The organism is Pseudonocardia sp. HH130630-07 (genome assembly GCF_001698125.1).
Taxonomy (GTDB): Bacteria; Actinomycetota; Actinomycetes; order Mycobacteriales; family Pseudonocardiaceae; genus Pseudonocardia.
The window spans coordinates 3,036,107-3,050,438 of sequence record NZ_CP013854.1 but is presented as its reverse complement, the minus strand read 5'-3'; the positions used below and the strand labels follow the sequence as shown (position 1 = coordinate 3,050,438).

Below are 14,332 nucleotides of genomic sequence, written 5' to 3'. Positions count from 1 at the left end.
GGTCATCGTGCCGGTGCCCGAAGCGGACGCCGTCGTCCGTCCACTGCGCACCGAGCTGGACCGGACCGCGGTCTGGGGCGTTCCGGCGCACGTCACCGTCGTCTACCCGTTCGGCGCGCCCTCCGACCTGGGCCCGGCGGACCTCGACCGGCTGCGTGCCGCCGTCGCCTCGGTCCCCCGCTTCGAGGTGACGTTCGACGAGGTCCGGTGGTTCGGCGACGACGTCGTGTGGCTCGCCCCGCGGCCGGACGGCGGTTTCCGCGCGCTGCTCGGCGCGGTCGTCGCCGCGTTCCCGCAGTACCCGCCCTACGGCGGCGCGTTCGGCTCCTCGGTCCCGCACCTCACGATCGGTGCGCACGGCGAACGGGCCCGGCTCCGCAGCGCGGCCGCCGAGGTCGCACGCCGGTTGCCGATCCGGGCCGCCGTGACCGCGGCCCACCTGTTCCAGGGGTCGGACGCGCCGGGCGGGTGGCGCGGTGTCGCCGAACTACCGCTCGGCCCGCGGCGCTCCGGACCGAATCCGGGGGCGTGATCGACGGGTTCGCGCTACGGTCCCCGCGTGGTGATCGCCGGAGCGGTGGTGTGGCGCGCGTCGTCGTAATGACGGCACTCCCGGAGACAGTTCCCGACGGATCGGGAACCACGATGTCCGACACCCCGCACCGCACCGTCTCCTGGACCGAGCACGGCTGCCCGGTCACCGCACGATGGCTGACCGCCGACGGGCGGCGTCCTCCGCAACGCATCCTCGTCGCCGGGAACGACCTGTCCGCCGACACCGCGCTGCGGCTCGCTGCCGTGGCTCGTCCACCGGGCCGGGCTCGCGGTGCGCAGCCGGCGGAGTGTGCCCGGGACGACGGCGCACCGCTCGGGCGACCCGCTCCGGGGACACCGCAAACCGGGAGCGTGTCGTCCTGTGGACGCTCGTTCTCCGGCGAGGACTCGACCGTCCGACCGATCACGGTGGACCGACCATGGAGGACCGATGACCATCGCCTTACCGTCGACCACGCTCGTCGTGGCCGACGCACCGGGGACCGGGGCCGGACGTACCGCCGCGGCCTGCATCGTGCTCATCGGACCCCTCGCGGTCGAGAGCCGATGACACGGCCACCGCACGACCGGACGGTCGTGTCCGATCTGGTCGTTCGCCCGGCGGTCCCGGGAGACATCCACGCCCTGCACCGCTTCGTCGTCGCCCTGGCCGAGGACGAAGCGTTCCCCGGCGACGTGACGGCGAGCCCCTCCAGCCTGACCGACGCGCTCTTCGGGGCCCATCCGGTCGCCGAGGCCGTCATCGCGGCCGTCCGCGAGCGCCCGGTCGGTTTCGCCCTCTTCTACCCCACCTACAGCACGGTCCTGGGCCGACAGGGCATCCACCTCGACGATCTCTACGTCGATCGCATCTGGCGGGGCCGGGGCGTCGGTCGGATCCTGCTCAAGTATCTGACCGACATCGCGAACGCCCGCGGCTGCGGCCGTGTGGAGTGGTGGGTGCTGCGGACGAACGTCGACGCGATCCGCTTCTACCGTCGGCTACAGGCTCGAGGTCTCGACGAGATCGAGGTCATGCGCCTCGATGGGGACGCTCTCCGATCGTTCTGACCGGCAGCCGGGTGGGTCGGTGGCGCTATCCCCCGCGGCGGCACACACTCGGCGTCATGACACGCAGTGGGAAGGACGATGGGGCGTAGGCATCCACCCCGTGGCCGCCGCTTCTACCGCCCGCCCGCGTCCATCCAGGGGCTCCCTCGCACCACCTGCCACGCCCTCGATCTCCTCGACGATCCCGGTCCGTGCGCCGCCGAGGTCGGGTGGGCGCTCCGCTTCTGGGACCACTACACGCGGATCCCGCCGGAACAGCACCGCGGAGCGCGGGACCCGTTCGAGGAGGACGGGGCCGAGCGGGCCTGGGACGTGCTCGAATCGGCCGTCGCGGCGCTCGACGAGCGCTCGGCCGCTCCGCTGCGCCGCCGGGTGCGGACGATGAACGAGCGACTGCTCACCGGCTCGGTACCACTTCCGGCCGCGCCCCCCGGGCGTCCGTGGTGGCAGCGTCGTGACTGGTCCTGACCGAGCCGAGCCGGTGACCGTCCCCCTCAGGCCGACGCCCCGTCCAGCCAGAGATCGACCGCCAGCACCAGCCCGAGCACCGCGACCCCCCACCGCACCGCGACCGGCGGCACGAACCGGGTGATCACCGGCCCGGCCGTGCTCCCGGCGAACAGGCCGATCGCGAGCGGGACGACGGCCGCCCACTCGATCGGCGTCGCGACGGCGAAGACCAGCGCCGACACCAGGGCCGTCACAGCGACGAGGACGTTCTTCATGGCGTTCGCCACCGGCAGCCGCTCGTCGACGACCACGAGCAGCAGCGCGAGGAGCATGATCCCGGACCCGGCGCCGAAGTACCCGGCGTACAGCGAGACCAGCACCAGCAGCAGGACGGCCGCCCTCCGTGGGCGTTCCGCCCGCCGGGCGACCGCGGCCGTCAGCCGTGGCTGCACCAGCAGGACCAGAGACGCCAGTGCCACCAGGTAGGGCACGACCACCGAGAAGACCCCCGGCGAGGTGGTCAGGAGCAGACCGGCGCCCACCGCCGCGGCGACGACGGCGGGCAGCAGCGCACGCCGCAACGGTGCCGCCACCGACCGGATCTCGCTCCGGCTGGTGAGCGCGGCACCGGGACCGGTGGCGACGCAGGCGACCAGGTTCGCCACCGTCGCCGGGAGCGGCGGCAGGCCCACGGCGAGGAGCGCCGAGTACGACACGAGGGACGTGATCCCGCCCGCGGCACCGAGCGCGCCGGCCGCCACCCCGGCGGGGACCAGCACCAGCATCTGGGCGAGCGACGGCATCGACGACGATCGTCCCACCGCAGCGCAACGGGATCGAGCCGTGCTCCCGCCCGGGCGGGCGTCGTTCTAGCTGCTCCGGTCGGCCACCGCCGTCGCCAGACCCACCAGGTGCCGGACCGCACCGTCACCGGGCCCGAGCCGCTCGGCGTAGCGGCACGCCGAGGTCACGTGGTGCCGGGCCCGGGTCTCGGCCGCCGCGCGCCCGCCGCTGCGCTCGACGACGTCCGCGACCCGCGCGGCCTCCTCGTCGCTGAGGACGTCCCCGCCCCGGTAGACCTCGCGCAGCCACTGCGCATCGGGACCGCTGCCGGCCATCGCGACGACGACGGGCAACGTCATCTTCCGGCGCCGGATGTCGCCGAGGACCGGCTTGCCGGTGATCTCCGGGGCGCCCCAGGTGCCGAGCAGGTCGTCGGTGATCTGGAAGGCCAGGCCGAGGTGGCGCCCGTAGCCCTCCAGGTCGTCGAGGACCGGCCGCGGGGCCCCGGCGAGCAGCGGTCCGACCGTGACCGCCGCGGTGATCAGCGCGGCGGTCTTGCCGGCGGCCATCGCCAGGTACTCCTCGACGGTGACCGAGTGCCGCGTCTCGAACGCGACGTCGCGCTCCTGCCCGGCGATCAGCCGCCGGACCGTGCCCAGGAGCAGGCGGATCGCCTCGGCGCGTCCGGGGCCCTCGGCCTCGGTGAGTACCTCGACCGCCGCGGCGAGCAGGGCGTCGCCGGTGAGGATCGCCGTCGGGGTGCCGAACACCGTCCAGGCCGCCGGGCGGTGGCGACGCTCGGTGTCGCCGTCCATGACGTCGTCGTGCAGCAGCGAGAAGTCGTGCACCAGCTCGACGGCGACCCCGGCCGCGATGCCGTGCTCCTCCCCTGCGCCGGCGGCGCGTGCCGCGAGCAGCGCCAGTGCCGGGCGCAGCGCCTTGCCCGACGACCGCTCCAGCGGCCGGCCCCGCTCGTCGGTCCAGCCGGCGTGGTAACCGGCGACGTGGGCCACCGCGGGACAGAGCCGCTGCACGGCGTCGCGCAGCGCCTCGAACGAACGGGTGCGCGCAGCCGCCAGCTCGGGTGCGTCCAGGCCGGTCGGCCGGGCCGTCGCGGTCATCGCGGTCCCGGCGCGCCGGGCGCGGTCACCAGGCCGGTGTCGGTGCTCAGGCGCACCCCGTCGGCGACCCGGTAGCGCGAGCAGGTGCGCGACCACTCGAGGTTGCCACGCATCCAGGACCGCATGCCGTCGACGAACAGCTCGACCGCGGCGACGTCGTCCGCGGTCAGGCCGGCCCACTGCTCGAGAAGCCGGGTGAGGTCGGCCCGGGTGTGGTGGAACTCCTCGATCTGGGCGGCGACGAGGTCGTAGACGGCGGTCACCGCGTCCTGCAGCCCGAGATCGCGCTCCGCGGCGAGGACGAGCACGCCGTTGCTCGTCTCCCCGGCGGCGAGCTCCTTCTCCAGCGACACGACGTCGTTGACCCAGACGACGACGTCGGCCGCCCGGTCGAACATCGCGCGCAGCTGCTCGGACTCGTGGATCAGCACCGGGACCTCCCGCCCGGCGGCGAGTTCCAGCAGGTCCAGCGACGGCGTGATCCCGCCGGAGGCGCGGCGCAGCTGCGTGTAGCTCACCGGGCCCGGCGCCCGGCCGAGTCCCCGGTTGGCCGCCTCGTACTCGAACGCGGCCATGAACTGGGCCATGTGCAGGGAGAACCGCATGCGCCAGTGCCGGCTGCACCGGGCCGAGGCGAGCTCCCACATCCGGGTGAGCTGGGCCTCCAGCCGGGTGGGCGACCCGACCGGGACGCCGGCGAGGACGTCGAGCACCCGGCCGGCGGTGACCCCGTAGTCCTCGACACGGTCGTCGAAGCAGTCGTCGATGACGAACGCCCAGACGAACCAGCCGGCCATCGCCTCGATCCGGTCCGGTTCGATGCGCGGGTAGGAACGGGCGATCAGCTCACCGAGCCGGGTGCGCTCCAGCTTGCGCCGGGCCCGGTCGTCGTCGAGCAGTGCGAAGTCGTCGGCCCACCCGAGGATGCTGCGTTCCAGTTCCTCGACGTGCGGCGAGATCCGTTCCGGGAGCTGCAGGAGCGGATGGTCCTCGGCCGGCCAGATCTGCAGCCGGTCGGTGTGCAGGGTGCTCATGCCGCCGTCCCCCCACCGTCACGGGGCTCGACGATCATCGGCATGTGACCGATGGTCAGCTCCGCCTTCGGTACCGGCTTGAGGACGTGTCCCGGCTTCTCCCGCAGCCGCCACCGGGCCGAGACCGTGGCGAGCGCGATCGTCATCTCGTGGTTGGCCAGGACGTCGCCGAGGCACTTGCGGCTGCCCCCGCTGAACGAGATCACCGCGTTGCGCGGCAGCTCCCGCAGGCGTTCGGGCAGCCAGCGGTCGGGGTCGAAGCCGTCCGGGTCGGCGAACACGGCGGGGTCGCGGTGCAGCGCGTACGGGCTGAACAGGATGCTCGACCCGGCCGGGACGTGGTGCCCGCCCAGGGTGGTGTCGGTCGTCGCGCGCCGGGTGATGAACCAGACCGGCGGGTACATCCGCAGCGCCTCGTTCACGATCCGGTTGGTGTAGGGCAGCTGCGGATGGTCCTCGGCCGTCGCGGTCCGCCCGCCGAGGACGGCGTCCACCTCCTCGTGCAGCCGCGCCTCGACGCCGGGGTGCCTGCTCGTCAGGTAGAGCGCCCAGGCCAGCCCGGACGCCGGCGTCTCGACACCGGCCGCGAGGATCGTCATCAGCTCGTCGCGGATCTCGGTGTCGGTCATGGGGTGACCGTCCTCGTCGCGCCCGGCCAGCAGGATCGACAGGATGTCGTCGCGCTCGCGCTCGTCGCGGCGGTAGGCCTCGGCCATCGTCGAGATGACGCCCTCGAGCCGGTCGAGGGCCTGGCGGTACTCCCGGTTCGCCCGGGTCGGGATCTCGTGCACGACCGGCAGCGGGACCATCATCCGGCGGAAGACGCCCTTCCACACCACCGGGAACGACCGCTGGACCTCGGCGATCGCCGCGGCGCTGACGTCGGGGTCGGAGAACATCGCCTGCGCGGTGACCCGGGTGGTGAGCCTGCTCATCTCCTCGAGCACGTCGATCTCCTGCCCGGGCCGCCAGTACTCGACGAGCCGGGCGGCCTGCGTCGCCATCACCTCGGTGTACCCGGTGATCTTGTGCTTGGAGAACGCCGGCTGGATGAACGCCCGCTGCCGCTTGTGCGTGTTCACGCTGCAGGTCCCCACCCCGTCGCCGAGGATCACCCGCATCTTGTCGATGAACTCCCCGCCCTTGTCGAAGATCCGGGGGTTGTGCAGCACCTCCTGCACGACGTCGTGGGTGACCGCCATGTACGCGGTGTCCGGTCCGAGCTTCACGCGCACGACGTCGCCCTGCTCGCGCAGCGCGGGAAGGTAGTTCAGGGGATCGGAGAAGATCTTGAGGGCGTTGCCGACCAACGGCATCCGTCCGGGTGCCTCGCCGAGCCGGTAGTGCGGGTTCTCCGAGGTGACGGCCATCGTTTCCTCCACGATCCGATCGTGCGAACCGCCGCGGATCGCCCTCGGGCGACACGACGGCGGTCGATGTACAGCGCGTTCCCACCGGTCCGGGACGCGTTCTGCGAGATGCGTCCGTTCCCGGGGACGACGAGTGAGCCGGGCGGGCGGGGCGGCCGTCCCGCGCACTCGGTGCAGTTGTGGCCGGCGGTGGCTCCCCGGGCGCCGGGGTTCGGCGACGGCCGGGATGTCCGCCGCCGGATGGCGGAACATCGAGCAGACCACTGGGACACGACGCCGGGCGAAGTGGAGTGCGGCACGGAGAATCGTCCGGTCCATAGCGGACGCGCGTCCTGACCGGGGCCTGACCAGGAACTTCGGGGAGGATCCCCCGCGAGGAGAGTGCGGAACCGGCCAGACCGGACGACTCCGGCTGTCAGGGGGCGCGTTCCGCGGAACGCGCTGAGCACGTCGCGGCCGGGTGCTCGGCGAGCGACCTCAGGTCAGCCCGCCCACTCACGCCGCAGCAAGCCGTACACCCACGAGTCGGACACATCACCGTTGACGATGCAGTCCTCCCGCAACGTCCCCTCGCGCACGAATCCGAGCTTCTCCAGCACCCGCGCGGAGGCCACGTTGCGGGTGTCGGTCTCCGCCTGGACCCGGTTGAGGTCGAACGTGCCGAACGCCCACCGGAGCAGGACCCGCGCCGCCTCCGTCGCGTGGCCGCGTCCCCACGCCGCCTCGGTGAGGCAGTAGCCCAGGGAGGCGCTGCGCCAGTCGGGATTCCAGCTGTTGACCGAGCACCAGCCGATGAAGGCGCCGTCCGCCGTGCGTTCGACTGCCACCCGCACGCCGCTGCCCTCCTCCGCCATCGTCCGGCAACGGCCCAGGAAGCGCGCGATCGACGCGCGGTCGGTCCAGGGCGGGGAGTCCCAGTAACGCAGCACGTGGGCATCGCTCTGCAACGCGTAGACGGCGTCGGCGTCGGCGTCGGTGAACGGCCGCAACCGGAGCCGTCCGGTCTCCAGCGTCGGAGTCGGGATACCCATGACGCCATCGTCGCACCCGGGGCCGCACCGCCGGACCCCGTCGCCGCTCCGTTGATCGGCGCACGCCGCAGCGGACACGAGGAGCTGGATCCCCGGACACACCCGGACAACGAAAGAGACCCCCGGTTCCGGCGTTTCCGCTGGTCGGGGGTCTCTTTCACCTGCTGTGGCTGGTCCAGGATTCGAACCTGGGAAGGCTACGCCGACGGATTTACAGTCCGCTCCCTTTGGCCGCTCGGGCAACCAGCCGGGGTGCACGTCGATCTCTCTCAGTGCGTGGACGAGGATACGACACGACACGTGCGCCCCCGACGAGGGGGCCCCGACCCCGGAGGAGGACCCGCACATGGCCGACCCGTCGTTCGACGTCGTCAGCAAGGTGGACCGGCAGGAGGTCGACAACGCGCTGAACCAGGCCGGCAAGGAGCTCTCCCAGCGCTTCGACTTCCGCGGGACGAACACCACGGTCTCCTGGGCCGGCGAGGAGGCGATCACCTTCGAGTCCGACACCGAGGAGCGCCTGCGCGCGGGCATCGAGGTGTTCAAGGAGAAGCTGATCAAGCGGGACATCTCGCTGAAGGCGTTCGAGGCCGACGAGCCCGCGATCTCCGGCAAGACCTACCGGGCCGGCGGCAAGATCCTGCAGGGCATCGCGCAGGACAAGGCCAAGGAGATCAGCAAGGCCATCCGCGACGAGAAGCTCAAGGGCGTCCAGGCCCAGATCCAGGGCGACCAGCTGCGGGTGTCGGGCAAGAAGAAGGACGACCTGCAGGCGGTGATCGCCCTGCTCAAGTCGAAGGACTTCGGCATCGCGCTGCAGTTCACCAACTACCGGTGACCGACCGGCCCTGAGCTGCTGAGACCTTGACTCAGGGGGTGCCGGGTACAAACCCGGTACAACTGAGCGCGGAATCCACCAGCGTCCGGGTCTGGTCGACGGCGTCCGGCCAGTACCCGACGTAGGTGTTCAGGGTGACCGTCGGCGTGGTGTGCCCCATGGCGAGCTGGACCGTCTTCACGTTGGCTCCGCCGAAGATCAGGACCGTGGCGAAGTAGTGGCGGAGGTCGCGCAGCCCGTAGCCCGTAGGGGCCCCGCGACGGCGACGGCCGGGCGTCAGATGTGCGACCGGAGCGGGCCGAGGGACTGACCGACGCGGACGCCATCGCCGTCGTCGACGACATGCATGCCCTGATCGAGGCACTGCGCCCGTGACCGGACTTCGACCCGACGTCGCACACGCCGCAACGGCACGGTGGCCCGACCGCGCACGCGCGTGGATCGACGCCCTGCCCACCGAGCTGACCGACGTCTGCGCCGACCTCGCCGTGACCCCGACCGGCCAGATCTTCCGAGCCCGGTTCGCCCACGTCGTCGAGGCCACCAGCGTCACCGGCGCACACCTGGTCCTGCGATCAAGTCCCGACCACGACGCCGTCCACCAGGCCGCCGTACTCGACCGCCTCGCCTGCGTCGACCTCGCGCCCGCCGTGCACCTCGTGCGGCAGACCCAGACCAGCACGTGGACCGCGATGGACGCCGTCACCCCCGGCACCTCACTCGCCGAGGACGAACCGAACCCGGCCGACCTGGAAGCAGTGGCGATCAAGCTGCGAACGCTCCTCGACCAGCCGGGCGCACCGAAGGCGCCGAGCATCATTCCGTGGCTCCGGGGACGCCTCATCGACCCGCCGATCGACAACCAGCCGCCGCACCGCGGTCCCGCTGCTCCCGCTGACCGACGCGCCGCGATCGCGGTACTCGACCAGCTCGACAACGGGGCGTCGGACCGCCTGTGCCACGCCGACCTCTCGCCGCCCAACGTGCTGCGCGGACACTCGCGGTTGTGGGTGATCGACCCACGTGGAATGAACGGCGAAGCCGCCTACGACGTCGCCGTGCTCGCCCTGAAGCTCAGCGACGACCAGTTCGACACGACACGACCCCACGCCCGGAGCATCGCGATCACCAGCGGCGCCGACGCCGATCGAGCCGAAGCGTGGGTGACCGTGGTCGACGCCGGCACCGTCTGACCGCGCCCGAACGTCAAGCATCAGGTGCGACCGGAACGTCAAGCATCAGCCGGGACACGACAACGGAGCCAGCGCGCCGTGTCTAGACCTTCCATTCGGTATCAAGGCGGCGCCTACGGCGCCGCGCGGAGCGTGCGGCCTCCGGCCGGTCCCCGCGCGGCGAGCCCCGACTCGCTAAGGAATTGGCTCATAAGGGGCGGCAACAATTCCGAGTTCACTTTCGAGTGCGCCGTAACGGCGTGGCCCATCCATCAGGAGTACGTTAGCCTCCCGCGCGGCCTTTCTAACATGAAACCGCGCCGGGCGGAGCGCGACGTACGCGATCACATCCGAATGCCCGTCCAGCTTTGCGGCTTCGAGGAAATTCGTGAACTCTGTCATGCTGTGTCTGCGCGTATCGTCGATAAGTAGGCCAACGACAGCCCTTCTTCCGTTCCCGCCCGCTGTAGCGAAAGCATGTTTAGTATTATCGCTGCGGAGTATGGCAACGTTATCAAACCCCATTGCTCTTATAAGTCTACCGACTAGGGCTGTTAGCTCCGTTGAGCTCAACGAACTCAGAATGAGCTGACCGCTGTCCGGGGTCGCCGCCTCGCGCAGTTGCTCCACTGTGTCATCGGAGATATGCGAGTTCGGTCGCTCTTTCGCCAGGCGAACGAACTCTGCCAGCGATAGCAGGATGAGGGAGGCGCTGGCCTCTTCTGCAAGCTCATGAATTAACTCGGGTCTTGCGGCACCGGTCGATTCGCCATCTTTCAGGACCCACCAGTCCCCCTTACGTTCGCTCGTGACAAGCACAACTGGAGCCATCTCGTGCTTTTGGATGACGCGCACATGTTCGATTACCTGTCGCCAAAGAAGATAGTCCCCGGCTGCCAGCAGATCCGTAGGTTTGCCAGCGTCGTCGTAACCAGGAGGGATTTCATTCGGGAACCGGAAACTGACGGCTTCTTCGACGTGCGAGCGGAGCTCGTTTGCCGGGAACGGCGAACCGATCTTCCCGGCCAAGAGCTCGTCTACCTCCAAGAATAGATGGTCATCAGTATGAACTGCCTCCGTTGTGACATCCTGCTCTTTTTGGAGGCGATCGATCTCTTCGAGCGCGGCATTAATCGTCCCTGCAAGCATCTTAGTTAGGTCGTCCTTCGTTAACGAGTGCGCTTGTGGGAGCCAATCGTGCGTAGTGCGCGCCTTCGCGCGAAGTTCTATGAGCCTCTCGACTGGCTTATAGAGCTCTCGCGCGGCGGCTTCTGGGGCATTTCGCAAGGATAACGCAATCGCCTTATACTTCCCCTGCCTATTTCGCACTGTAGTAGTTCGGTTGCGGCTGAACTCAAGAGCTGCTTGGTAAGGGACCCATAGACGCGCTCCTAAACCACGAAGAGCTTCCATTACCTCGTTGCGTGGAGCTCTACCGAGTTCGTAAAGGTCAAGCAGTACATTAGCATCGAGGACAACAGTAGCGGCCGCGTCGAGCTTTCGATAATTCAGCTCTTCTGGCCTGAGATAACCCGAAAAGTCAGTAGACAGGCGACGGGTCGCTCGCAAATCTGTCTGGTCAGATGGGCGCATAGTTCAACTCTACTGTCATGTCGGCGGTGTAGTTCACCGGCTCCGTAAGGTCGTGGTCGTAGCTGGCCGCTCGCCGAGGCTGTGCAAAATGCTTTTTAGTCCACCTGTGTGCTGTTTATCCAACTAGACCGCCAGTGGTTACCAAGAATCCGCCTAGCATGGCCAGAGCAAGCGAAACTTGAACAATTCGATGTTTCCTCCAAGCGATTTTGCTCATATTGACAAGTTGCCTACTCAGAATAGGAAGAATATCGTCCTTCGAAGATTGGAGTCGATCCGCCAAGGCATCGGAGCTCCAGTGCCGGAGGTGTCCAAAATAGATATAGTTGTCAGGCCACTCTTGGGCAGTACGGTCCGACCGAATTCTGGGCATTACTACAGCAATAGCAGCAAGTGCCGCAGAAAACAATAGGATGCAGCCGAGCCAGAAAGTAGCTAGCCCGAGCTGCGAAGAGATCTGACTAAGGGGCTGCTGAGGTCGTGTAAGCAGTACGATCGCCGACAGGCCAGCCGCTTCAAGGGTCAACGCGAATGATGCTTTGGTGTCGACCTTGCCAGTCCAGTCCGATATAGCTGCATGAATCTTCCACGCGTTCTCTATACCGCTATCGCTCATGGCTTCCAGTACCAGCTAGACTTGTACACGTGGAGATTCTCGCCGCCAACGTCTCGAAGGTATGGGCCTTCCCACATTAGACGATCATCTTTACCGTACTTTGATTCCTTGTTTAGTCGATCAAAGACGTCCTTCGTGATATATGTGAAGTACGGATCGTTGCGTATGTCGCTCAGCTTGGCGGCGATGTTTGGTGGCCGCCCGACCGAAACCAGATCATTGTTCCCGCGGACGCCACCTCGTACAATAAGCGATTTGCCAGAGGCGACGCCAACACAATGCTTGAGCTTGTAGCCCTTCGAGGTCAAGCTCGACAGATTCCTCTCGACTATCGGTTTGACGATATGCTTCACGGTATAGTTGATTTGTAGAGCGCACTTTGCCGAATCCGAGTTCTTGGACTCGCCCACGAAAATCGCCATGACTCGATCTCCGTCGAAGCTTCGAATCTTTCCGTTGCGGGCATTGATTACACGACAAGTGGCGTCGAGATAGGACCTGATAACTTTTGCCGCTGTGGTCGGGGCAAAGTCACGCGCAAGCCCTGTGGAGTCTGCCATGTCAGAGTACAAATAGACCGCGTCAAGCTCGACAGCGCCATTTTTTAGCGCAATGTCCTCTGTTCTTGGGACTACTACACCTTTACGAATGTTCCAGTCACTGGTGACGACGCCAGTGACCGCCGTCGTGATCTCGTCGGCCAGGCTCACGCAATCTCCGTTCCAACAGAGAGCTCAAAAGTCATATGTTGTGGAACAACAGCCATGTAAGCACAACATGTGGGATCGGCGCTAGTCGCTGGCGGGCGACAGCACGCAGTCCGCGATCTACGGTCGCTGGGCAAAAAGGGCCCTCGCCGGGCAGGCAGGTCTCCGGGATGGTGGCGTCGTGCCATCCCGCCGACCTCCCGTGGGGCGTACCGCACGGCCACCCGCACGGTCGGTCTGGCGACAGGTCGACGGGATGGCACTCAGAGACGCAGGGGAGCGGGCTCGCCCCGGGAAATCCCGGAAATCAACGGCAGGAGCCGACGATGGACCGTTGCCCGATGGAAGAAGTGACAGTGAGGTGTTCTCAGTAGTGGTGGTCGTTCCGCTGCGACACGCCGAGGGAGTGGAGATGTCTAGCCCGGACTCTTCACGGGTTGTGCCGGTGATCTCCGACCCCAACTGAAGAAAGTGCCTCGTGACCAGGTAAGACAGCGGGTGTCGAAGCCCTGTCCGCCATGGTCGAGGAGGCACTTTCCGAGTGCAGACTACAAGCACGCGCCCACCGGTCATCGTGACCGCCGACGGCGCTGGGGTGGTGTCGCACGTCGGGTCGCGTCTGCTGGCCGATGTCGCCGACCGGACCACGTTGGCCAGTGAACTCTCGACCGCGCTCGCACCGCTGCGACGAGCTCGGGCGCGTCATGATCCGGGGCGGGTGCTGGTCGATCTGGCCGTCGCGGTCGCCGACGGGGCCACGAGGATCTGCGAGATCGCGGTCCTGGCCGATCAGGGCGCGGTGTTCGGGTCGGTGGCATCGGACTCGACCTGCTGGCGACTGCTCGACAAGCTCGACGAGCGCCGGTTGTCCTCGATCGCGGCGGGGCGGGCGCGGGCCCGGGAGGTGGTCTGGGCCCAGCACGCCGACGTCGATGGTCGCGCGTTTCCCGCGGCTCGGGTCGCCGGCCGCGACCTGCGCCGGCACGGCCGGGACGTGCTGGTGATCGATCTCGACGCCACGATCGTCATCGCCCACAGCGAGAAGGAACAGGCCACGCCCACGTTCAAGAAGACGTTCGGGTATCACCCGATGCTGGCGTTCTGCGACAACACCGGCGAGTTCCTCGCCGCCCGCTTGCGCCGCGGGAACGCCGGTGCGAACACCGCCGCGGATCACATCAGCGTGCTCGACGACGCGCTCGCCCAGATCCCTGACGCGTTCCGTCACGGGCACCCGATCCTGGTCCGCACCGACACCGCGGGCGCCACGAAAGCCTTCCTCGCCCACATCCGAGCGCAACAAGACACAGCGGTGAGCTGTGAGTTCTCCGTCGGCTGGGCCGTCACCGACCGCGAACGCACCGTGATCAGCCTGGTCCCGAAGACGGTGTGGGCCGAGGCGGTCGACGCTGACGGCGGGCACCGTGACGGCGCCGGGCTGGCCGAGATCACCGGCTTGCTCCCCGCCTCCGCGTTGGTCGACTACCCGGCCGGGACCCGCGTTGTCGTCCGTCGTGAACGGCCGCATCCCGGCGCGCAGCTCGATGCGTTCGAGGAGCGTGACGGCTGGCGCTACACCGCGTTCGCCACCGACACCCGCGTCGGGCAGCTCGCCTTCCTCGACGCCCGCCACCGCGCCCACGCCCGGGTCGAGGACCGGATCCGCTGCGGCAAGGACACCGGCCTCAACCACTTCCCGTCCCGGTCCTTCGCCGTCAACGCGGCGTGGTTGACCGTGGTCATGCTCGCGGTCGACCTGATCACCTGGACCCAGCGCCTGCTTCTCGACGGCGACCTGGCGAAGGTCGAGCCGAAGGCGTTGCGCTACCGGTTGTTGCACACCGCCGCGCGGATCACCCGCGGGCAACGCCGAGTCTGGGTCCGCATCCAACGGTCCTGGCCCTGGGCGGTCGATCTCGCCCGCGCGTTCGCGCGGCTGTGCGCGTTGCCTGTTCCTGCTGGTTGATCTCCGAAGCCCGACACGACGAGCGGCGGGAGCTCCCGGCAGAACG

Annotated in this window: 15 protein-coding genes and 1 tRNA gene; 6 read left to right on the top strand and 10 right to left on the bottom strand. The window is 68.4% G+C overall.

Going from position 1 to position 14,332, the window contains the following annotated elements; translation table 11 throughout:
• Positions 1–13 precede the first annotated feature (13 nt).
• From AFB00_RS14755 to AFB00_RS14745, 3 genes are all read left to right on the top strand, one after another.
• Positions 14–532: a 2'-5' RNA ligase family protein gene (locus AFB00_RS14755; protein ID WP_231974389.1), complete on the top strand. Its 519-nt coding sequence runs from the start codon at positions 14–16 to the stop codon at positions 530–532.
• Between the two features lie 113 nt (positions 533–645).
• Entirely contained in the window at positions 646–1,605 is a 960-nt protein-coding gene (locus tag AFB00_RS34040; RefSeq protein WP_197519860.1) for a GNAT family N-acetyltransferase, read from the top strand.
• Between the two features lie 78 nt (positions 1,606–1,683).
• The gene (locus AFB00_RS14745) at positions 1,684–2,073 is read left to right on the top strand and encodes a hypothetical protein (protein WP_068797716.1); all 390 of its coding nucleotides are present in this window, start codon (positions 1,684–1,686) and stop codon (positions 2,071–2,073) included.
• Between the two features lie 26 nt (positions 2,074–2,099).
• On the opposite strand, the gene AFB00_RS14740 is transcribed toward AFB00_RS14745, so the two are convergent.
• From AFB00_RS14740 to AFB00_RS14715, 6 genes are all read right to left on the bottom strand, one after another.
• On the bottom strand, positions 2,100–2,858 hold the full coding sequence (locus AFB00_RS14740) for a sulfite exporter TauE/SafE family protein (RefSeq protein WP_068797715.1): 759 nt from the start codon (positions 2,856–2,858) through the stop codon (positions 2,100–2,102).
• Positions 2,859–2,924: 66 nt separating this feature from the next.
• A complete protein-coding gene (locus tag AFB00_RS14735) occupies positions 2,925–3,959 on the bottom strand; it encodes a polyprenyl synthetase family protein (protein WP_068797714.1) in 1,035 nt (344 codons plus the stop codon).
• Positions 3,956–4,993: a terpene synthase family protein gene (locus AFB00_RS14730; protein ID WP_068797713.1), complete on the bottom strand. Its 1,038-nt coding sequence runs from the start codon at positions 4,991–4,993 to the stop codon at positions 3,956–3,958. Before AFB00_RS14730 ends, AFB00_RS14735 begins: the two co-directional genes overlap by 4 nt.
• Positions 4,990–6,363, bottom strand: a complete 1,374-nt coding sequence (locus AFB00_RS14725) for a cytochrome P450 (protein ID WP_068797712.1) — start codon at positions 6,361–6,363, stop codon at positions 4,990–4,992. Before AFB00_RS14725 ends, AFB00_RS14730 begins: the two co-directional genes overlap by 4 nt.
• A gap of 482 nt (positions 6,364–6,845) precedes the next feature.
• Positions 6,846–7,394 carry a GNAT family N-acetyltransferase gene (locus AFB00_RS14720; RefSeq protein ID WP_068797711.1) on the bottom strand — a complete coding sequence of 183 codons (549 nt, stop codon included), beginning with the start codon at positions 7,392–7,394 and terminating at the stop codon, positions 6,846–6,848.
• A gap of 167 nt (positions 7,395–7,561) precedes the next feature.
• Positions 7,562–7,643 (bottom strand) — tRNA-Tyr (locus AFB00_RS14715).
• Between the two features lie 97 nt (positions 7,644–7,740).
• Here AFB00_RS14715 and AFB00_RS14710 point away from each other — a divergent pair.
• A complete protein-coding gene (locus tag AFB00_RS14710) occupies positions 7,741–8,232 on the top strand; it encodes a YajQ family cyclic di-GMP-binding protein (protein WP_068797710.1) in 492 nt (163 codons plus the stop codon).
• A gap of 31 nt (positions 8,233–8,263) precedes the next feature.
• On the opposite strand, the gene AFB00_RS31920 is transcribed toward AFB00_RS14710, so the two are convergent.
• Positions 8,264–8,413, bottom strand: coding sequence for a hypothetical protein (locus tag AFB00_RS31920; protein WP_231974388.1), 150 nt, complete (start codon positions 8,411–8,413; stop codon positions 8,264–8,266).
• A 190-nt stretch (positions 8,414–8,603) separates the two neighbouring features.
• Between AFB00_RS31920 and AFB00_RS14705 the strand changes: the two genes are divergently transcribed.
• Positions 8,604–9,425, top strand: coding sequence for an aminoglycoside phosphotransferase family protein (locus tag AFB00_RS14705; protein ID WP_068797709.1), 822 nt, complete (start codon positions 8,604–8,606; stop codon positions 9,423–9,425).
• Between the two features lie 174 nt (positions 9,426–9,599).
• Here AFB00_RS14705 and AFB00_RS33255 read toward each other — a convergent pair whose 3' ends face one another.
• The 3 genes from AFB00_RS33255 to AFB00_RS33250 form a co-directional block, all read right to left on the bottom strand.
• Entirely contained in the window at positions 9,600–10,997 is a 1,398-nt protein-coding gene (locus tag AFB00_RS33255) for a PIN-like domain-containing protein (RefSeq protein ID WP_197519859.1), read from the bottom strand.
• Positions 10,998–11,112: 115 nt separating this feature from the next.
• Entirely contained in the window at positions 11,113–11,613 is a 501-nt protein-coding gene (locus AFB00_RS36215; protein ID WP_083275531.1) for a Pycsar system effector family protein, read from the bottom strand.
• Complete coding sequence (locus tag AFB00_RS33250) at positions 11,610–12,323, bottom strand: adenylate/guanylate cyclase domain-containing protein (RefSeq protein WP_156819541.1); 714 nt, start codon at positions 12,321–12,323, stop codon at positions 11,610–11,612. Before AFB00_RS33250 ends, AFB00_RS36215 begins: the two co-directional genes overlap by 4 nt.
• Positions 12,324–12,861: 538 nt before the next feature.
• On the opposite strand from AFB00_RS33250, the gene AFB00_RS14695 reads away from it, so the two are divergent.
• Positions 12,862–14,286, top strand: coding sequence for an IS1380 family transposase (locus AFB00_RS14695; protein ID WP_068797110.1), 1,425 nt, complete (start codon positions 12,862–12,864; stop codon positions 14,284–14,286).
• The last annotated feature ends 46 nt before the right edge of the window (positions 14,287–14,332 follow it).

Bases quoted from the DNA above. Each gene is read 5' to 3' on its own strand.
- AFB00_RS34040 (WP_197519860.1), top strand. From the start codon at position 646: ATGTCCGACACCCCGCACCGCACCGTCTCCTGGACCGAGCACGGCTGC.
- AFB00_RS14745 (WP_068797716.1), top strand. From the start codon at position 1,684: ATGGGGCGTAGGCATCCACCCCGTGGCCGCCGCTTCTACCGCCCGCCC.
- AFB00_RS14740 (WP_068797715.1), bottom strand. From the start codon at position 2,858: ATGCCGTCGCTCGCCCAGATGCTGGTGCTGGTCCCCGCCGGGGTGGCG.
- AFB00_RS14735 (WP_068797714.1), bottom strand. From the start codon at position 3,959: ATGACCGCGACGGCCCGGCCGACCGGCCTGGACGCACCCGAGCTGGCG.
- AFB00_RS14730 (WP_068797713.1), bottom strand. From the start codon at position 4,993: ATGAGCACCCTGCACACCGACCGGCTGCAGATCTGGCCGGCCGAGGAC.
- AFB00_RS14725 (WP_068797712.1), bottom strand. From the start codon at position 6,363: ATGGCCGTCACCTCGGAGAACCCGCACTACCGGCTCGGCGAGGCACCC.
- AFB00_RS14720 (WP_068797711.1), bottom strand. From the start codon at position 7,394: ATGGGTATCCCGACTCCGACGCTGGAGACCGGACGGCTCCGGTTGCGG.
- AFB00_RS14710 (WP_068797710.1), top strand. From the start codon at position 7,741: ATGGCCGACCCGTCGTTCGACGTCGTCAGCAAGGTGGACCGGCAGGAG.
- AFB00_RS33255 (WP_197519859.1), bottom strand. From the start codon at position 10,997: ATGCGCCCATCTGACCAGACAGATTTGCGAGCGACCCGTCGCCTGTCT.
- AFB00_RS36215 (WP_083275531.1), bottom strand. From the start codon at position 11,613: ATGAGCGATAGCGGTATAGAGAACGCGTGGAAGATTCATGCAGCTATA.